9 protein-coding genes are annotated in these 20,110 nt (G+C 75.2%); 3 read left to right on the plus strand and 6 right to left on the minus strand.

Annotated elements, in window-relative coordinates; all coding sequences use genetic code 11:
- Positions 1-89: 89 nt before the first annotated feature.
- Positions 90-392 carry a 2-oxoglutarate dehydrogenase E1 subunit family protein gene (locus tag AC6EXY_RS31455; RefSeq protein WP_499842456.1) on the minus strand — a complete coding sequence of 101 codons (303 nt, stop codon included), beginning with the start codon at positions 390-392 and terminating at the stop codon, positions 90-92.
- Positions 393-825: 433 nt separating this feature from the next.
- A complete protein-coding gene (locus tag AC6EXY_RS31460) occupies positions 826-1,785 on the minus strand; it encodes a thiamine-phosphate kinase (protein ID WP_480014301.1) in 960 nt (319 codons plus the stop codon).
- A 293-nt stretch (positions 1,786-2,078) separates the two neighbouring features.
- Here AC6EXY_RS31460 and AC6EXY_RS31465 point away from each other — a divergent pair, with 293 nt between their 5' ends.
- Positions 2,079-3,428 (plus strand): acetamidase/formamidase family protein, encoded by a 1,350-nt coding sequence (locus tag AC6EXY_RS31465; protein ID WP_101829638.1) that lies wholly within the window; start codon positions 2,079-2,081, stop codon positions 3,426-3,428.
- Positions 3,429-3,519: 91 nt separating this feature from the next.
- Here AC6EXY_RS31465 and AC6EXY_RS31470 read toward each other — a convergent pair whose 3' ends face one another.
- Entirely contained in the window at positions 3,520-8,655 is a 5,136-nt protein-coding gene (locus AC6EXY_RS31470; protein ID WP_499818785.1) for a PDDEXK-like endonuclease domain-containing protein, read from the minus strand.
- Positions 8,656-9,200: 545 nt separating this feature from the next.
- Here AC6EXY_RS31470 and AC6EXY_RS31475 point away from each other — a divergent pair.
- Positions 9,201-12,767, plus strand: coding sequence for a UvrD-helicase domain-containing protein (locus AC6EXY_RS31475; protein WP_101829639.1), 3,567 nt, complete (start codon positions 9,201-9,203; stop codon positions 12,765-12,767).
- A 44-nt stretch (positions 12,768-12,811) separates the two neighbouring features.
- On the opposite strand, the gene AC6EXY_RS31480 is transcribed toward AC6EXY_RS31475, so the two are convergent.
- Positions 12,812-13,552, minus strand: coding sequence for a class I SAM-dependent methyltransferase (locus AC6EXY_RS31480; RefSeq protein ID WP_101829662.1), 741 nt, complete (start codon positions 13,550-13,552; stop codon positions 12,812-12,814).
- A 596-nt stretch (positions 13,553-14,148) separates the two neighbouring features.
- Here AC6EXY_RS31480 and AC6EXY_RS31485 point away from each other — a divergent pair.
- Positions 14,149-15,459: an aminotransferase class I/II-fold pyridoxal phosphate-dependent enzyme gene (locus AC6EXY_RS31485; RefSeq protein WP_101829640.1), complete on the plus strand. Its 1,311-nt coding sequence runs from the start codon at positions 14,149-14,151 to the stop codon at positions 15,457-15,459.
- 151 nt (positions 15,460-15,610) lie between these two features.
- Here the strand turns inward: AC6EXY_RS31485 and aat are convergent, their stop codons facing one another.
- Together aat and AC6EXY_RS31495 are read right to left on the minus strand one after the other, a co-directional pair.
- Positions 15,611-16,483: a leucyl/phenylalanyl-tRNA--protein transferase gene (aat, locus tag AC6EXY_RS31490; protein WP_101829663.1), complete on the minus strand. Its 873-nt coding sequence runs from the start codon at positions 16,481-16,483 to the stop codon at positions 15,611-15,613.
- Positions 16,484-16,526: 43 nt separating this feature from the next.
- Positions 16,527-18,941, minus strand: a complete 2,415-nt coding sequence (locus AC6EXY_RS31495; RefSeq protein ID WP_243407050.1) for a putative bifunctional diguanylate cyclase/phosphodiesterase — start codon at positions 18,939-18,941, stop codon at positions 16,527-16,529.
- Between the last annotated feature and the right edge of the window lie 1,169 nt (positions 18,942-20,110).

Genomic DNA, 20,110 nt, shown 5'->3' on the forward strand with positions numbered 1-20,110 from the left:
AGCAAAGATCGTTACACTGCGCATCATCGCAGTGCTCCGACCTGCGCCGATCTCACGCCGCGGGCCGCACCGGCCCCACCACGTGCCGGTCAGGCGGGATGCGCGGCGGCGGCCAGGGCGTCGGAGAGGGTGGTGATGACGGCGGTGGCCACGGTGCGGGGCGCCGGCTCGCCGGCCGCGGCGGGGGACGATCCGTTCGGCGCCGCGGCGGCGGCCGTCCCGGCGGTGCCTGGGCCGGTCGGCGGCGCGGTCGGCTCGTAGTCGGAGAGAAACTCCCGCCACTCCGGCGACACGCTCTGCGGATCTTCGAGAAACTGCTGGTAGATCTCGAAGACCAGCCATTCGTTGGGTCCGAAGTCAGGTCCGGACGCAGGAACCGTCGGTGCTGTCACGGGGCCATTCGCCTCTATCCACGGTCTCACTTCACGGCCTCCGAAAGGCCCTTCTGCCACCGTCTGCTCAGGCTACCCGCTCCCTGCGGCGGCAGCCGCACTGGTCCCGCCCTGTCGGGTCACACGGGCGCTGCGTGCCCGGCCGGTGTCCGCCCGGCGGCACGCGCGGCCAGCGGCGGGCCGAGAGGGCGATACCGTCCGTGGTCGCCAGGGTGGGCGACGTGTGTCCGATCCGGGCCTTTCGTCGAGGTTTTTCGTCTCGGGAACGCGGCGCGGGTGACATCCGTTAGAGTGGGTAGCGCCGGTCCGCATCATGGCCCCCGGACCCAATAAAAGTCGCTTCGAGCGACCTACGCCCGTGAGGCGACCTGGCGGGCCGGCGCCCAACCTTCCAGCACGCCCGAGGCACGGGGCGGCTGGCGTCTCGGCGGTATCAGTCGAAGTGGTTCCAGCCGCCCGGGCCGGCGGGCGGCTGGCCGTCCACCGTCACGCCGTCACCGAGCAGGACCGTTCCGATCGGAACGCACCCGGCGGGCGGCGGCACCGTCGGTGGCAGGCAGGCGACGAGGGAATGGTCCTCCCCGCCGGCCAGCGCCCAGCCGAGCGGATCCACGCCGAGTGCCGCCGCCGCCGAGCGCATCCGCGGGCCGATCTCCAGCGCGGCCGAGCGGATCTCGACGCGCACCCCGGAGGCGGCCGCGATGTGGCCGAGATCCTGGGCCAGCCCGTCCGACACGTCGCACATGGCCGTCGCGCCCGCCGCCGCCAGCACGGGCCCGAGCCGGTAGGGCGGGCGCGGCCGGCGGTGCGCCGCGACGAGATCCTCCCAGCCGTCGCGCCCGGCGGTCAGCAGCGCGAGCCCGGCCTCGGCGTGGCCGACGGGCCCCGCAAGTACCACCACGTCACCCGGGCGGGCGCCGGAGCGCAGCACCGGCGGCCGTCCGGCGAGATCACCGAGAGCGGTCACGCCCAGCATGATCGAGTCGGCCGAGCTGACGTCGCCGCCCGCGACGCTCGCGCCGGCCCGCGCGCACTCGGCGGCCAGCCCGTCGGCGAGGGCCAGCGCCCACGCGGCGTCGAGCTGCCCGGGCCCCGCGAAGCCGACGAACAACCCGGTCGGGCGGGCCCCCATCGCCGCCACGTCGGCGAGGTTCTGGGCCGCTGCCTTGTGCCCGACGTCCGTCCCGGACGACCAGTCCAGGCGGAAATGGCGGCCCTGTAGCAGCAGATCGGTCGTGACGACCACCCGGCCGTCCGCGGCGGCGAGGACGGCCGCGTCGTCGCCGGGCCCGACCAGCACGTCCGAGGTTCTCGCGAACCGGGCGGTGAGCTGCCTGATCAGCTCGAACTCGCCGAGGTCGCGCAGTGTCGGGCTCACCGCGCCGGGGCCCACGCGATGGCACCGAGGCGCCCCCCCACCGTCGGGATCCGACCGTTCGCCACGGGCGCGGACGCCGTGCTCACCCACCCGAACCGCAGGTCGGCGCGGAATGACGGTGATCGCAACAATTACGTGACCTTTCTGTCATATTCCACTGAAAATCTGTCGCGGGTGCGCAACCTGCCCTGTCACTTCGCGCGACCCGCGTCGTCCACCTGGCCCCAGCGGGTCGCTCGAGTGCCCGCCGCGGCGGCTCGGCACGCCGGCGGGCCGCCCGGCCGGCCCCGGGCCCTGTAGGGCCGCCGGTGGCGCTGCAACCTGGCCGCGGCAAGATCGAGGGTAGGCACTACCTGCCCTCCACCCCGGAGACCGTCACCTGGGGTGAACTACCGAACGCGCTGACCAGACCGGTTCTCAGTGTCGACTCGGGTGCCACGGTGACGTTCGACACCGTGAGCCAGGAGGGCGTTCTCGGCGACCAGGGACGCGACCCGGACGCCTTCTTCGCGGACCTCGGCGTGGCTGCCCCGGAGGTGCTGGCGGACGCGCGGGCGATCGCGTCGTCCAGCCTGCCCCACCGGTTCGGGGTGGACGCTCCGCACATCGTGACCGGCCCGGTGCTCGTGCGCGGCGCCCAGCCGGGCGACGTGCTGCGGGTCGACGTCGTCTCGCTGCATCCGCGGGCCCGGTACGGCATCGTGTCGACCCGGCACGGCGCGGGCCTGCTCGCCGGCGAGGTCCCCGAGGGCGGCCCGCCGGAGCCGGGCGCTGGTGAGCGGCACTGGCAGCGCTTCGGCACCCTCACCACCTTCTGTGCCGTCGAGCGCCGACGCGGCCGCCTGTTCGGGGCGCTGGCCGGAGTCGGCGGCACCCGCACCCGCTTTCCGCTGGCCCCGTTCCTGGGCGTCATGGCGGTCGCGGTGGACAGTACCACCGAGGTGATCGCGTCGACCTCGGTCGGACCGCACGGTGGTGCCCTGGACTGCGGGGAGCTTGGCACCGGCGCCCGCCTGTACCTGCCGGTCCAGGTCGCGGGCGCGCTGTTCGCCGTCGGCGACCCGCACTACGCCCTCGGCGAGGGAAAGATCGGCGCCACGGCGCTGGAGGGCCCGCTGCGGGCGACCCTGCGGCTGAGCGCCCTGCGCGACGCGGGCGCGACGGCCGTGCTGGGCGCGCTGCGCGAGCCGTTCATCGAGACCGACGCGAGCTGGGTGACGGTGGGCGTCGACATGGAGCTCGCCGAGGCGATCCGCCGCGCCACCCGCTCGGCCGTGCTGTTCCTGCACAGCAGGCTCGGCCTGGACCGCGCGGACGCGGTGGCCTACCTCGCGGCCGCGGCCCATCTGCGCGTCGGCCACCTCGGCCCGGGGCCGCAGACCGCGTTCTGCCTGATCCGCCGGGCCGACTTCCCCGACCCGCTGGCGACGAAGACCCGGCTGGCCCGCCCCGCGTTCGCCCGCATCGGCGGCGGCGGCGACGCCGGTGATCCCGGCCCTGACGCCGATCCCACCCACGGCGGGGACCCGGAACTCGGCGAGCCCGCGGCCGGCGGCGCCGACGAGTCCGGCTGGCCGAGCCCGCGCCAGCCGCTGGGCGAGGCCACCCGTGCGCGGCCCGAACCGGACGAGGTCGCCGGCGGTGCCCAGCCCGGCTGAGCTACCGCACTGATCAGGACGTGACGGCCCGGCGCTCGGCCGCGGGCGGGTCCGACGGTCCCGCGGGACCGCGGCATCCCGCCGCCATCGATCAGCCGCGCTCGGTGCCGGACCCCAACGTCCATCCAGGCGCGGGGGCGTCATCGAGGCCCTCCAGTTCGGACAGGGCGATCGGCCGCCAGCGGGCGAGCGCCTCGTCGACGCCGGCACGCACCCGCCCCCGGGCGGGCACGGCGACCTCACCGGCCCCCGCCCCCGCCAGGGGCACCCCGGCCGCGCCGGGCGTCACGGCGGGGGCCAGCGGGGCGATCCCGACGGCGGCGAGGCGCGGCCACAGCGTGGCGAGCGCCGCGTCGGGGTCGCGCTCGAAGTCGGACTGGCGGACCCGCCAGAACCGCCAGCCAGCGCGGCGCAGTTCCCGCTCCCGGTCGAAGTCACGGGCGATCCGCTCGGGCCCGGTGCCGGCGTCGCCGTCGCAGCCGACCGCGAACCGGGCCCGCCCGCCGTAGACGACCAGGTCGATTTCCTGACCGTTGACCTGCAGCCGCGGAGCGACGAGGTAGCCACGCTCGGCGATGCGATGGAACACCCGCTGCTCGAACAGCGAGCCGAACGCGGGATGCGGACGGTCGAGCGGGACCTCGGCGGGCGACGGCGCCCGCGCTCCGGCCGGCGGGACCGCCGAGCGCGCCGAGGACAGCACGTACCCCAGATAGCTGTGCCGCAGGTCCTGGTGGTCGAGGTCGGCGAGGCCCACCGAGTGGAACAGCCACACCTGGTCGCGGGCGCGGGACGCGGCGACGTTGAACCGCCGCTGGTACTCCAGCCGGGTGAGCGGGACCGGTCGGTCGGCTGGCGCCACGACCAGGGAGACGAACACGACGTCGCGTTCGTCGCCCTGGAAGTCGGCCGGGGTGCCGACCCGCAGCCGGCGGCGCAGATGCTCGGCGGCGGACATCCGCTCGGTGAGCAGGTCGCGGATCAGCGTGGCCTGCGCGGTGCCCTGGGCGACCACCACGCCGAAGGTGAGACCGCCGTAGCGGGCGTCCTCCGCGCAGGCCAGCACCTGCGCGACCAGCGCGTCGGCCTCGGCCGGGTTGCGCGGGCCGGCGGGGGTGGCCACGGTGGCGCCGTGCGGCACGAACCGGGCGGCCAGCGGTGGGAGCCGGTCCGCGCCGAACTGGCGCAGCGGCACCAGCGGCGCGTCCCGGTAGAACATCGCCGACGACCACTCGATGATCTCCGGCATGCAGCGGAAGTGCTCGCGCAGCCGGACCACCTCGCCGAAGCGGGTGCGCAGCAGGCCGAACAGGCTCGACCGCGGGGTGAACCCGACCCGCAGCCAGGAGGGCACGTCGGGCAGCAGGGCGTCGAGCCGGTCGAGGACGGCGCCGGAGTCCTGGGCGGGATCGTCCGGCGGGGTGCACTGCCGGTCGTCGCCGACGACGATCACCCGGGGTGCGAGCCAGAGCAGGAACAGGCTGTCGAGCCCGGCCTGGCTGCCCTCGTCGACGATGACGACGTCGAAGCTGTCCCGCACCGGCGGGATCGTCGAGAGCACCTCGCCGATCGGCATCACCCAGGCCGGGACGGCCGACTGGGCCACCTCCATCGCCTCCCGGGCGGCCTGCCGGTAGCGCTCGGTGTGCCGTCCGCCCAGGGTGCCGCCCGCGGCGACGGCGTCCGCGTAGGCCCGCAGTGCCGCCGACTGCTCCGCGCCCATCCGGGCCAGGCAGTGTCGCCAGGCCCGGGCGCCGGCGAGTTCGGCGGTGGTGGCGGCGACGACGTCCTCGGCCGCGTCCAGCTCCGCGTCCAGGTCGGTGGGGGACGGCTGGTCCGCGTCGGCGACCCGGGCGAGCCAGCTCGCGGCGCGCGCCCAGGACCAGGCGGCCGTGAACGCGCCCAGCCGTCCCGGCCAGGGATCCTCGTCGGCCTCGGCACCTGGCGGCGTGTCGCCGCCGGTGCGCGGCTCGGTGGCGGTCGTCGCGGTGGCGGTCGTCGCGGTGGTGAGCAGGTCGGCGAGGGCCGGATGGGCGGCGCGGACCTGGGCCAGCAGTGCGTCGCGCCGGGCGGCGTCCCGTTGGCGGGTCAGCTGCGCGGACAGGGCGGCCTCGGCCTCGGCGTAGGCGTCGCGGTCGCGGGCGGTGGTGGCCGCGGCGACGTCGGCGAGGCGGGAGGGCGCATGCGACGCGGCGGCCAGGCGGTCGTGCTCGGCCGCGACGTCGGTCAGTGCCTGGTCCGCGGCGGCGGCGGCCGTCACCGGCGCGAGCGCGGCGATCGTCGCGGCCAGGCCGCGGATCTGCCGCGCGGACGCGACGGCGGGCGGGTGGCCGGGCGCGAGCTGGCCGGCGAGCGCTGTGACCTGGTCGCGCGCCGCCACGACCGCGTCGATCGCCTCGATCACCTGCTGGCCCTCGACCAGGCGGGACAGGCGGAACTCGATCGGGTCGGCGGGGCGGGGCGGGCGGCCGATCAGCGTCCAGGCCCGTTCGGCGGCGTCGACGGCGAGTTGGGCGCGCAGCCGGGTCAACGCGAGCGCGAGCAGGTCGGGCGTGGTCGGAGCCAGGCCGTCGACGGTGACGTGGCGCAGCAGCGCGTCGGCCTCCCGCTGCACCCGGGGCCGCCAGCGGCGGCGCACCTCCCCGCCCTCGTCGAGGTGAGCCGCCAGGGCCTCACCGCGCGCGAGCAGCGTGGCGGGATCGAGGCCGGCGCCCGCGGCGGGATCCTGCGCGTCGCCGTCGCCGGTCGGGTCCGGCGCCGTGCCCTGCCGTGCCGTGGTGTCCCAGCCGGTGCCCGCGGCGACGGCGTTCGCGATGTCGGGTGCGGAGTAGCCATGCGGGGCCGTGTCGGCGTCGGGGTCGATCGCGGCGGCGGCACCGAGGAGGGCGCTGTCGGCGGCCGCGCCGCCGACAGCGCCCGCGTCGGCACCCACGGCCGAGGCCGGGCCGGTGATGCCGGGCGCGAGGGCGGCCGCCGGGAGTTCGACGGCGTGCAGGCCGAGGTCGGTGACGTGCCGGATGGCCTCGGCGACGAGCGGGGCGGCGGCGCTCACCTTCGCCCAGGGGAGACGGTCGCGCCCGGCCAGGGCGTCGTCGAGGGCCGCGGGGATCCAGTCCCGTTCACTGAGCCGTTCGGCGTGCGCGTCCAGGCCGTCGAGGGCGCGGGCGAGAGCGGTCACCGCGACCCGCAGCGGTTCGACCGACGCGGCGGGAGCGGTGGCGAGCGCGTCGAGCAGCCCGCGGGCGGGCGGGTCGAGCGCGGCGCGGGCGATGTCCGCCGCGGCGCGGGCGGCCGCGTCGATGTCCAGCAGCGCCGCGAAGCGCGTCGCCGCCAGGACGGGCCACTGCCCGGCGGCGCCCGGCCGCCCGTCGTCCGGCAGGGAAACGCCCGCGTCCCCGTCCGCACCGACGGGGACCCGCCGGAGCAGCACGAGCAGCTCCGACGCCTGCTCGTCGGTGAGCGGCGCCGCCCCGACGGCGGATCCGGCAGGTCCGGCGGGTCCGGCGGGTCCGGCGGGTCCGGCGGGGCTCGCCGCGGCGGGTGTCGCGGGGACGGGCAGCGGCAGCCAGCCGTGGCGGGGACGGCCGGCCCGCACCCGGGCGGCGACCGCGGCGCGGGTGCCACCCCAGCCCGGGCCCACCTCGGCGTCCGGATGGACCGCGAGCTCGGCGGCGCGCAGCGTCCGGGCCTGGTCGGCGAGCGCCTCCCGGGCGGCTAGCGCGGCCTCGCGCCGCCGCAGCGCCCGCTCGACGCGGCGTTCGAGGGCCTCGGGCTGGTAGGTGGCCCGCTCAGCGGCCAGCGCGTTCACGCTCGCCGCGAGCTCCGGCGACCCGACCTCCGCGCCCGGCGCCCCGGCCGGTCCCGCCGAACCCGACGCCGTCCCGGCGGCGGGTTCGGTCGGGTCCGCCGTGTCGGTCAGCGAGACGCACAGGCGTTGCAGGTCCGGGGGCAGCTTCGCCCGCAGCACCCGCAGGGCCTGCGCCTTCTGGCTGGTGACGAGGACGCGCTGGCCCTCGGCGAGCAGCGCGCAGATCAGGTTGGCGATCGTGTGCGTCTTCCCCGTGCCGGGCGGGCCCTCGACGACGACGCCGTTGTCGGCGCCGAGCCGTTCCAGCACCCGGGACTGCTCGGGGCTGGTCGGCAGCGGCAGCAGCGGGTCCGCGCCGAGCACGTCGCCGCTCGTCGCGCCCTCCGCCGCGAGCCACGCGAGCCGCCGCGGGGTGTCCAGGGTGGCCACCAGCTGGGCGAGGCCGAGGGGTGGCGGGCCGTCGCCGCGCAGTGCCTCGAGCATCCGCTCGTAGTACCCGAGCAGCGCGGCCTGGCCGCGGACCCGCAGCACGAGCGCCGGCGCGAGGCTCACCTGGGCGGGCATGTCGCCGTCCGGTGGCGGTGGCGGCGCGGCCTGCGGCGTGAAGCCGTCGCTGGGAATGTCCAGGGCAAGGGTGAGCCAGTCGCGTAGCAGGCGTGCGTCGAGCGGTCCGAGCGGGGCGGCGGGGCGGTTGTGCAGGCGTTCGTGCAGGGTGTTCGTCCGCTCGGGGCGGAAGCCCGGGACGGCGTCGAGCAGCGGCCCGTCGCCGAGCCGGGTCGACGCGCCCGCTGGGATCCGCACCCGGATGTCGGAGCTGACCGGGTCGATCTCGCAGCCGACCCGGGTGGTCAGCAGGTGCTCGCGGATGAGCGGGCCGCCGGGCGGCCGCCAGGTGAGCAGGCCCGTGGCCAGCACCAGCTCCAGCGCGTCACCCTCCTGGGCGACCCGGGCGGCGAGGGCGTGCAGCGTGTTGTGCAGCGCCCGTCGCTCGGCGTCGGCGCGGGCCCGCCCAGCCCAGATCCGCCAGCCCGGCAGCCAGTCCCGATAGGCGGCCTCGGCCCGCTCGTCGTCGGGACCGGTGCCACCCTGCCAGGTGGGTGGATCGCCGGGGTCGGCGTGCGCCGCGTCGGGCAGCCGGAGCCGGTCGGCGAGGATCGGTGGTGGCGGTGGTGGCGGGGGCAGCGCGGCGGCTGCCGGCGCCGTCAGCAGGACCTCGCCGGGCCCGGCGTGCTCGACGGGGTCGATGCCGGTGGGCAGGTCGGCCAGCCAGACGACGAGCGGATGCTCCTCGACGCGGCGGACCCGGGTGCCGCGGGCGACGGCGAGTTCGTGCAGGAAGCGCACCAGCCGGTGGCAGCGGTCCGCCAGGGCGGCGCGCTCGTCGGCGGTCGGGGCGTGCGCCTCGCCGGGGCCGCTCACCGCGACGCCGCGCCGGCGGCCTGGCGCCGACCGGGGCCGTCCGGGGGCAGGGCCCGCGGTCCGTGGACTGCCAACCGATGCCCTCCTCGGAAGTCCGACGTGGGCGCGCCCCGCGCGCCTGCCTGTCGCCGGGACACCACGCGTGGTGTCCCGACACGGACCGCCAGCATCGCGACCCAGGGGGTGGGATGCCCGCGACCACGGCGATGTCCCTACTCCTACGCATAATGCCGGCTGTGGGCCCCGCCCCGCCGCCCGGGGGTGCCGATGCAGGTGCGCCGCCGGGCGCCACCTGTCGCGGAGGTGGCCGCGGGCCGCACCCCCGTGCGGGGACACCAGGGGACACCACCGGACGGCCGCGGTGCCGGGTCGTCGTCGCGCTGCCGCCGGGTCGTCGTCTCGTCGTTCTTCGTCGCCTCGTCGTCGCCGTGGGATGAGCGAGCGGTGGACACGTGTGTGCCCGCTGTTGGCCTGGGGTGCGGGGTGCCGCCGGCCCGGCGTGCCGCCGCGAACGGCCGGCGGTGGATGCGACAACATACGCATCTGTGATGTCACGGTTCTATGCTGATTTGCACATCCACTCCCGGTACTCACGGGCCTGCAGCCGCGACTGCGACCTTGAGCACCTGGCCTGGTGGGCGGCGCGCAAGGGCATCGCCGTCGTCGGCACCGGTGACTTCACCCACCCCGCGTGGTCGCAGGAACTGGCGGACAAGCTCGTGCCGGCCGAGCCCGGCCTGTTCCGGCTGCGGCCCGACCTCGAGCGCGAGGTGCTGCGCACGCTGCCGGCGTCGTGCCGCACGGCCACCAGATTCATGATCTCCAGCGAGATCTCCACCATCTACAAGCGGGGCGAGCGCACCCGCAAGGTGCACCACCTGCTTTACGCGCCGACCCGCGAGGCCGCCGCCGGCATCACCGCCGCGCTCGCACGCATCGGCAACCTCGCCGCCGACGGGCGCCCCATCCTCGGCCTCGACTCCCGTGACCTGCTGGAGATCACCCTCGCCGGCGGTCCCGGCTGCTACCTGGTGCCGGCGCACGTGTGGACGCCGTGGTTCGCCGTGCTGGGCTCGAAGTCCGGCTTCGACGCGGTCGAGGACTGCTACGCCGACCTCGCCGACGAGATCTTCGCCCTGGAGACGGGCCTGTCCGCGGACCCGGAGATGTTCTGGCGGATCTCCGGGCTCGACCGGTACCGCCTGGTCAGCAACTCCGACGCGCACTCCCCGCCGATGCTCGGGAGGGAGGCGACGGCCTTCGGCTGCGAGCTGGACTACTTCGCCATCGAGGCCGCACTGCGCGGCGGGAACGGCTTCGCCGGGACCGTCGAGTTCTTCCCGGAGGAGGGCAAGTACCACCTCGACGGTCACCGCAAGTGCGGCGTGGTGCTGACCCCGGAGCAGACCCGGGAGGTCGGCGGACGCTGCCCCACCTGCGGCGGCCCGCTGACCGTCGGGGTGCTCAACCGGGTCGAGGCGCTGTCCGACCGGCCCGCCGGGACCCGGCCGGCGACGGCCGGCGACGTCAGCTCACTGGTGCCGCTGCCGGAGGTCGTCGGCGAGATCCTCGGCGTGGGGCCGAAGAGCAAGGCGGTCGCCGCGCAGGTGAGTTCGCTGGTGTCGCGGCTCGGCCCGGAGCTCCGGATCCTCGGCGACGTCCCGACCTCGGCCATCGCCGACGTCGGGTCCGCCGAGCTGGTCGAGGCGATCACCCGACTGCGGCGCGGCGAGGTGATCCGCCAGGCCGGCTTCGACGGCGAGTACGGCGTCATTCGCCTGTTCGAGCCGGACGAGCTGGGCGGCGGCGGGGGGACGCTGTTCGACCTGGCCGACGACGACCTGGCCGACGACCCGGCCGCGCCCGGCGCGGCGGTGCCCCGCCAGGGCGAGGCGGCGCCGGCGCGCCCGGTGCCGCGCCAGACCACCGGGCGCGGGCGCCGGTCCCGGCACAGCGCGCTTGCGCCCGACGCGGCGGCTGACGGCGGACAGGGCGCCGAGCTCGGCCCATCCCTCGACGAGGCCCTCGCCGCCGCGCCCGCCATGGCGCCTGTCGCCGTGATCGGCGCCGGCGGCGGAGCGGACCGCACCGACGGCGGGGCGGACCAGGCCGACGGTCCGGCGCGGGAGCCGGACGGCGCTCCGCTGCGGTCAGGGGAGCCGTCCGTCCTCGACGGGCTGGATCCGGATCAGCGGCGGGCGGCGGCGCATCCGGGCGGACCGCTGCTCGTGCTCGCCGGGCCCGGCACCGGCAAGACGCGCACCCTCGTGCACGCGATCGCCCACCGCGTCGCCGAGCTCGGTGTGCCGGCCGAGCAGTGCCTGGCCGTCACCTTCACCCGCCGGGCCGCGGGGGAGCTGACCGAGCGGCTCGACGCGATGCTGGGGGAGCGGGCACGGCGCGTGCTCGCGACGACGTTCCACGGCCTGGGCCTGGCGATCGTCCGGGAGCAGCACGAGCGGCTCGCCCGCGGCGCGCACGTGCGGGTCGCCGACGACGCGGTGCGGGCGCAGCTGCTCGACGCGGCGCTGCACGGCGAGGGCGACGCCCGGGCGCGCCGCCGGGTGACGGCGGGGATCTCCGAGCTCAAGCGGCTGCGAGCCCTCGGCGAGGCCCGCCGCGACCACGACCTGGTCGGCGTCCTCGCCCGCTACGACGCGGAGCTGCGTGAACGAGACATGGTCGACCTCGACGACCTGGTCACGCTGCCGCTGACCCTGCTGCGGGACTCCCCGGAGCTGGTCGAGCACTACCGCGCCCGGTTCCGCCACGTCTGGGTCGACGAGTACCAGGACACCGACGAGCTGCAGTACCGGCTGCTGGGGCTGCTGTGCCCGCCGGCGGCGAACCTGAGCGTCATCGGCGACCCGGACCAGGCCATCTACAGCTTCCGCGGCGCCGACGTGGGCTTCTTCCTGCGCTTCGAGCGGGACTATCCGGGCGCGCGCACGGTAGCGCTCACCCGCGGCTACCGGTCGACGCCGACGATCGTGCGGGCCGCCCTCGACGTGATCGCGCCGGCGAGCCTCGTGCCCGGCCGCACGCTGACCGCCGTGCGCGGTGCCGCCGGCGACGGCCCGGTGCTGCTGCGCCGGTACACCAGCGAGGCCGAGGAGGCGATCGCCGTCGTCGACAGCATCGACGTCGCGCTCGGCGGGACCTCGTTCCACGCCCTGGACTCCGGCGTCGACGGCTCGGTGGACGCCGGTCTGTCGTTCGCCGACATCGCCGTGCTGTACCGGACGACCCGCCAGGGCGAGCCGATCATGGAGGCGCTGGCGAAGCGCGGCTTCCCCTTCCAGCGGCGCTCGCACCTGCCGCTGGCCGACGCCCCCGCCGTCGCCGGCCTGCTGGCCATGCTGCGCGCGAGCGCCGGACCGCAGGCGGCCACGGGCCACGGCGCGGGTGGCGGATCCGGCGCGATGAACGGTTCCGTCACCGCCGGGGGCCCGGGCAACGGCGGCGGGCGGCCGGTGGCCGTGCTGCTGCGGGACGCGGTCAGCCGGGCCTTGGACCTGGCGGATGCCCTGCGCACCGAACTCGGCGCGGCCACGACTCCCGCGGGCGCCGAGGGCTTCCCCGGCGGGCGGGTACCGACCGAGGCCGAGCTGCGGCTCGCGATGGAACTGCTCGCCCCGTCGGCCGCGGCGGCCGGGACCGACCTGGACGGGTTCCTCACGGCGGTGACGATGGCCAGCGAGGTCGACGGGTACGACCCGCGGGCTGACCGGGTCAGTCTGCTCACCCTGCACGCGAGCAAGGGCCTGGAGTTCGGGCTGGTGTTCCTCGTCGGCTGTGAGGACGGACTGCTGCCGATGCGGTTCGGACCGGCCGGTCGGCAGGGGTCGTCGGCCGAGGCGGCGGCGGCCGAGGCGGCGGCGGAGGCCGAGGAGCGCAGGTTGTTCTTCGTCGGCGTCACCAGGGCCCGTGACCGGCTGATCCTGTCGTCGGCGGCCCGCCGGCCGGGCGTGCGCGGCGACGGGGAGACCCGGCCGTCGCCGTTCCTCGCCGACATCGGGGCGTCGCTGGTGACGACCGGCGGCGCCACCGCCGCCTCGTCCCGGCGAGCGGCCCGCCGGCCGGTCGCCGGCCAGCAGCTGCGCCTCGTCTGACCCGCGTCGGCCCGGGCGCCACGGTCCGGGCCGGTGAATCGGCGTCAGAGCTTGCGCAGCACCATGGCGAGGTTCCAGGTGACGATCTCCCGGGCGCCGGGCACCCGGAGGATCACCTTCGCCCAGTCGGGCAGGTAGCGGGGCATCGCGTCGAGGATCTCGACGTCGGCGCGGCGGCGGGCCCAGGACAGGGTGTCGGCGACGGACACCGGGAACAGGGTCCGGCCGTAGATGTTCTTCGGCGCGTGGCCCCGGCGCCGCTCGAAGCGGGCCGCGGCGCGGTCGCCGCCGAGGTAGTGCCACGGCGCCGTCTCGTGGCCGCCCCAGGGCGAGAGCCAGTTCGTGTAGCTCAGGAAGATCAGCCCGCCGGGGCGGGTCACCCGGACCAGCTCGGAGCACATCCGCCACGGGTCCGGCACGTGCTCCAGCACGTTGGACGTGTAGCACAGGTCGATGCTGCCGGACAGGAACGGCAGGTCCAGCGCGCTGCCGCGGACCCGTCCCGGCACGTCGTCGATGCCGCCCGCCTCCATCTCCGACACGTCCGGCTCGACCCACACGTAGCGGGCGCCGGCGTCGAGGAACGCGGAGCGGAAATAGCCCGGGCCGCCGCCGACGTCGAGGACCAGCTGGTCGGTCAGGGAGGTGTAGCGCAGCAGCTGGCGGACGGAGTCCGCGGCGATCAGCGAGTAGAAGCCGGCCGGGTCGACAGGCTCCTTGCGGTGCGCGAGGAACAGCGTCTTCGACCGGTTCAGGCCCCAGCCGGAGTAGGGCAGGGTGCGCAACGGCGACGCCTGGTCCGGGGCCGCCGCCGAGGCCACCGGGGCCGCCGAGGCCGGGACGGCGGAGGACGCCGCGGTTCCCGTGGGCTCGGTTTCTCCCGTGGGCTCGGCGGATTTCGCCGTGGATGCCGCCGTGTCAGACATGGCGGGGACGATAACACCCGCACGGTGGGCACCCCCCGGCCCCGCCCCGACCCCGGGCCGGGCGTGCGGCCGGGCACCCGGCCCGGGGATCGGCCGCGCCGTCGGAACCGCCGGCCGAGTCGTCGGACCCGTCGAACCGTGGGCCGTACTGATCATCCAGTTCGGGTCGTTCGGCCTGGTCGCCGGCAATTTCTGGAATTACCTGGACGCAAGGCTTATCGTCTCATTGCGAAAGATTTACCTTGGTCCGTTTGGTGCTTCCTCGTTCCCTGTCCCGGCGACGTATGTTCTCGACGATCCCAAGGATTGGTGATGGTTGTGGCGTGCCCGACCGCCCGGCTCATTCCGGCAGTGCTGCCAAGGGCCGGACTTCTTCGACCTCCTGTGGTAGGCGAGATCGCCCCACCCGGTCGGATGATCTTCGACTCGTGCCAACTGGCCAGCTAGGCGCCGGGATGACCGACACCTTCGAGGCGCCAGCCCGATCTCTACCACGGGCCCGCGACACATTCTCGCCTGCCTGGCGCTATGTGCTCGACCACTCAATGGGCCTGCGGTCGGAACTTGATCGGATGCGCCGGCACGCACCCTTTTACGATGCCATCGTCGACGAGATCGACGGTCGCCGGATACGGATCGGTGACCATTGGCTCACAGATTTCGCATCCTGCAACTATCTCGGCCTCGATCTGGATCGCGAGATCATCGAGACGGTCCCGTCCTATCTTGACCGGTGGGGCACTCATCCGAGCTGGTCCAGACTCATCGCCAGTCCGGTGCCCTATGACGAGATCGAGCGCTCCCTGGCCAGCCTGCTCGGCGCCGAGGACGCGCTGCTGCTGCCCACCATCACCCACATCCAGCTGTCGGTGCTGCCGGCGCTGGTCGGTACCGGCTCGTTGTTCGTCGAGGTCCACGCTCACCAGACCGCCCACGAGGGTGCCGCGATGACCGCCGCCCGCGGCGGCACCGTCGGCCGCTTCCGCGAGGACCGGCTCGACCGGCTGGAGCGCCGGCTGCGCACCGCACCGTTCCCCCGGCTGATCTGTGTCGACGGCGTGCACAGCATGACCGGCAACGGGCCGCCGCTGGCCGAGCTGCTCGCGCTCGCCCGGGAGCACGACGCGCTGCTCTACGTCGACGACGCGCACGGTTTCGGCGTCGTCGGGGAGCGCGGCCCGGCCGAGTCGAGCCCCTACGGCGATCGGGGCAACGGCATCGTGCGCCATCTCGGCGAGTCCTACGACCATCTGATCCTGGTCGGCGGGTTCTCCAAGGCGTACTCGTCGCTGCTCGCCTTCGTCGCCTGCCCGACGGAGGTCAAGGAGTACCTGAAGTCCGCGGCCGGGCCGTACATCTTCTCCGGACCCTCGCCGGTGGCCTCCCTGGCCACTGGTCTGGTGGGGCTTCAGGTCAACGAGCGGCGCGGCGACGAGCTGCGGGCCCGGCTGCACCGGCTGACGTCCCGCCTTCTCGACGGGCTGCGCCGGCTCGGGCTCGGCACCCTGAACACGAGCGGTTTCCCGATCGTCGAGATCCCGCTCACGGACCCGGATCGGGCCGACGAGCTGGGCCGCTACCTGTACGACCGGGGTGTCTTCGCCTCCGTGGTGCCCTTCCCGGTGGTCCCGCGCGACCAGGTCGGCGTGCGCATCCAGATCACGGCGGCGAACACCGACGCCGAGATCGACGACCTGCTCACCGTCCTCGGTGACGCGGCCGCACGCTACCCCCTGCTGCCGGTGGGCGCCCCGCCGGCCGGCTGACGGTCTGCCTCACGCCGGCGGACGGCGCCACCGCCGCCGTGGGCCCGTCCGGGGGTCGCCGCCGGGTGCGGCCTCCTGCCTGAAGGGCGTCGGGCGCGGCTGCGGCACCCGGTGACGGCCAGGCGTCCGGTGCGGCGGGGCGCCCGGTGGGTCAGGCGTCCGGCGGGGCGAGGCGGCTGACGGGGTGACGGTCCCGCTCTAGCCGGACGTCGACGTCGCGGACCCGTTCGAGCACCTCGAGGTAGTCGCGGCGGGGCACCTCCCGGGCACCGAGGCTCAGCAGATGGTCGGTGGTCATCTGCACGTCGAGCAGGACGCCGCCCGCGGCGGCGAACCGGGCGTCGAAGTCGGCGAGCGCCACCTTGGACCCGTCGGTGCGGGTGTGGAACATCGACTCGCCGGCGAACACCCCGCCGACCCCCACCCCGTAGACGCCGCCGACGAGGTCGTCGCCGTCCCAGACCTCCACGCTGTGCGCCCAGCCCAGCGCGTGCAGCTCGGCGTAGCCGTCGATCAGCTCGTCGGTGATCCAGCCGGACGTGCCGCCGCGCTGGCAGCCGCGGACCACGTCGACGAACGCCTCGTCGACGGTCGTGGTCCAGCCGCAGTTGCGCAGCCGCTTGCGCAGCGAGCGGTTCACCCGCACCCCGCCGGCCGGGATCACCGCCCGCGGGTCCGGGCTCCACCAGGGCAGGTCGTAGCCACCGGGGCGCTCCGGCGACAGGTGCAGGACCCGCCGCGCGGCGACGGCCGCCCGTAGCAGGTCCCGCAGCCGTACCGCCACACCCGTCCCGGACCCCTCCCCGTTCGTGACCTCCCCGTTCTTGCCGTCGGCGTCCTTGCCGTCGGCGTCCTGGTCGTCGTCGCTGGGCCAGGGGAAGGCACCCGCGCGGTAGGCGCCGATGAGAGTCGGCGGGTCCAGCGTGCCGCCGACCGCGACGGGCGCCCGGCCCGGACTGCGCCACAGCGAGACGCCATCCCACACGGTGGGCCCCAGGGGGCGGGGCGGGGCGGTCAGCGCCACGAGCCCCGCGCGGGACCGCGCGCGGGCGCCGCGACTGATGTGATCAGCACGGTACCTCCCTCGTCGTGGCGTGCCCGCCCGCCCGCCGGCCGCCGCGGGCCGCGGCACGCGCCGCCAGCGCGGCGGCCTCCCTCGTACCACCCTCCCGCGCGCCGCCGTCGCGGGCGCCGCCGTCGCGGGCATCGCCGTCGCGAGAACTGCTCTCCCGCGTGCCCCCGTCGCGCGCTCCGCCGTCGCGGGCGGTGGCATCGCGGCCGATGGCGCCTTCCCCGGACGGCGGGTACGCCGGCCCGGCGATCGTGGTCCGGCCGCCGGAGCCGGGCACGGACCCGACATCGATCGTCCCATCCGGTGACGCGCGCCGCCGCAGCTGTTCGGTGATCTGCTCGGGTGGTCCGGGTTCGCCGAGCAGGTAGCCCTGGGCCAGGTCGCAGCCGACGTCGGTGAGCATCCGCAGCGCGGCCGGCGTCTCCACGCCCTCGACGACGATGCGCAGGTCCAGCGAGTGGGCGAGCTGCACGGTGGAGCGCACGATCGCCTCCGCCCGCTTGTCGTGCTCCAGCCGCTGGATGAACGACTTGTCGAGCTTCAGCACCGTCACCGGCAGCTCGAGCAGCCGGGCGAGCGAGGAGTACCCGGTCCCGTAGTCGTCCACGGCGATGCCGACGCCGAGTTCCCGCAACTGCCCGAGCACGTTCGCCGAGCGGGCCCGGTCCAGCATCAGCGTCGTCTCGGTGACCTCCAGCTCCAGTGCGGCGGGGCTCAGCCCGAAGCCGGTGAGCATGCGGCTGACCTCCTCCGGGAAGCCCCGGTCGAGCAGGTCGGACGCGGAGAGGTTCACCGCGACGGCGACGTCCAGGCCGGCGGCGTGCCAGCGCCGGCACTGGTCGAGCGCGCTCTGCAGCACCTCGATGGTGAGCATCCGCATGAAGCCGGCCTGCTCGGCCAACGGGACGAAGTCGCACGGCGCGAGCAGCCCGCGGGTGGGATGCCGCCAGCGCACGAGCGCCTCGACGGCGTCCGCCCGGCCGGAGTCCAACGCGACCTTGACCTGGTAGTGGACCTCGAGCTGACCGGTGCCGAGGGCCGCGCGCAGCGCCTCGATCAGGTCCAGGCGGGCGAGGCTGTTCGTGTCGGCCCCCGGATGGTAGGCCTCGACGCCGCTGCGGTTCGTCTTCGCCGAGTACATCGCGACGTCCGCGCGGCGCAGCAGCGTCTGGGCGTCCTGGGCGTGCTCCGGATAGACGGCGGCGCCGATGCTCGCGCCCACGTGCAGGGTCACCCCGCCGACGTCGAAGGGGTCGGCAAGCACGGCCAGCACCCGGTCGGCGACGCTGCGGGCCGCGTCGCAGTCGGCGTCCTCGAGCAGCACCGCGAACTCGTCGCCGCCGAGCCTGGCATGCAGGTCGCCGGGGCGCAGGGCGTCGGAGATGCGCGAACCGACCTGGGTGAGCAGGGCGTCGCCCGCCTGGTGGCCGAGCGAGTCGTTGATGACCTTGAAACGGTCGAGGTCGAGCAGCAGCAGCGCGAAGGTGCCCGGACTGCCCAGGTTCTGCTCGACCCGGGCGAGCCGCTCGATGAAGCCACGGCGGTTCGCCAGGCCCGTCAGGTCGTCGGTGCGGGCCAGCACCCGGCTCTCCGCCAGCTGCTGGACCTCGATGAAGGTGAACGCGGCCCGGGTGAGGGCGGCGAGCACCGTGGCGGCCGCGAGGCCCACGGTCAGCGGCGGCAGGGCGATCGTGGCGCCGAGCACCAGCAGGCCGAGCGCGACGGTGGCGAGGACCAGGGGAACCGCGATCACGCCCCAGCCGGACATGCTCGCCGGCGGCCGCCAGCGGGGACGCAGCCACGCGGCCAGCGCCGGCATGAGCACCGAGAACATCCACAGACTGGGCAGGACGCCGCCCGATGGCTCCCCGCCGATCGTGACGATCACGAGGAGCAGCGAGTCGGCGGCCGCGAAACCCGCGAGCCCGGCGCCGAGCAGCCACCACACCCGCCCCGACCGCCTGCCGAGCACCCCGAACACGGTCGCCACGAGCAGGATCAGCAGCAGGTCGGCGAGCGGGTAGATGACGTTGACCGTCATCGTCCAGGCGCTGTACTCCGGGTTCGCCCGCGCCATCGCGACGCCGATGCCGCTGGTCAGCGCGGCCACACCGAGCAGTCCGACGAACGCGTCCAGCCAGACGCTGCGGTGCAGGCGCACCAGACGGCGGCGCAGCAGCAGGATCACCGCGAGATAGCAGGCCGGGTAGAACAGCAGCCAGCCCAGATCCGCCAGCGACGGCCGAATGGCCGTGCCGCTGTCGTGGACCGCCACGTTGTGGTAGACCGTCCCGCAGCCGTAGCTGACCAGGCCGGCGCCGAGCAGCGCCCAGGGCGTGCGTTCCCCGCGCACGAGCACGGCCCGGCTCAGGCAGAGCAGCCCCGAGCCGATCGCCACGCCGTAGCTCATCGACCGTGCCTCCGCGCCGAATCGCGGCATGTCCACGAACGATGCGACGGAAAGAAAAAGTGCAGTGACGATGAGTAGTAGCTGGGTGATCCGAACCAGGCGGAATCGCCGTGGGGGAGGTGGCGACGTGGTCAATCGGTCATCCCCCCGCAGTGCCATCGGTCCGCCAGTCGTCCCGCGCGGCCCCGGCCCTGACTACTGGACGGACCATGCCGAGATTCTCGTACATGCAGGTTTCCCGGGATAACGGGTGGAAGTCCGTCGCTGGTTGTCTGTTACGACGTTGGGTCTGCCGCGCGTGCTCGGCCCCGTGACCAGGCCGAGTGCGACTCTCTGTGTGCGGACTGGCTTGGCGGCGTCAGGTGGTCGCCCGGGTGGGTGAGCCTCCGTCGCGATCGAGGTGTGCCTGCGTCCCGCGGCGGGCGGGGCGACCGATCCGCCCACGCGCCTCCGGCGGCCCGCTCGGACGATCGACAGGCATGCGCGTCCACCCTGGACCGGGTGCCGCCCGGCGGACCCGGCGGCCCGGCCTGCGCGGCTCCGCGTCCAGCACCGGCGTCGCGCCAGAGCCGCACCCGGCGTCGGCGCCAGGTGGCCGGCGTCGGTGAGACCGGGCGTCCGCGGCCGGCGCGGTCCCGGGAATCGAATCCGGCGAACACGCCGACGGGCATTGTCGAATCGAGTTCGTCGAACGACGCGACGGGCGGCTCCCGTGTCTTCCGTGGCGGACGTCGGGCATTGAGAATATATTGCCGTCGCCGGGCTGCCGAGAGTTGTTCCGGACCGGCCGAGTCTTTGTCAGGCGTTCCGAAAGAATGTTCCCGGAGTGGAGTTCCGCCGCGTCCCGGATTCCCGCTGGTGTGGAATTGGCCGAATTCCTGGAGGTAGACGCCCGGCCGGGCGTGCCGCATGCTGAGGTGACTGTGGGCGACGGCCGCACCGGCCCCTTCGCCCGGCCGGCCGGCTGCCCCGGTTGATACCGCCCGCACCGAGGCGGCCGGTTCGGCCGGCGTCAGCGTCCGCCGGCGCTCGGCCCACGCTTGCTCGGCCCACGCTTGCTCGGCCCACGCTTGCTCGGCCCACGCTTGCTCGGCCCACGCTTGCTCGGCCCACGCTTGCTCGGCCCACGCTTGCTCGGCCCACGCTTGCTCGGCCCACGCTTGCTCGGC

It is taken from the genome of Frankia sp. RB5 (genome assembly GCF_059816245.1).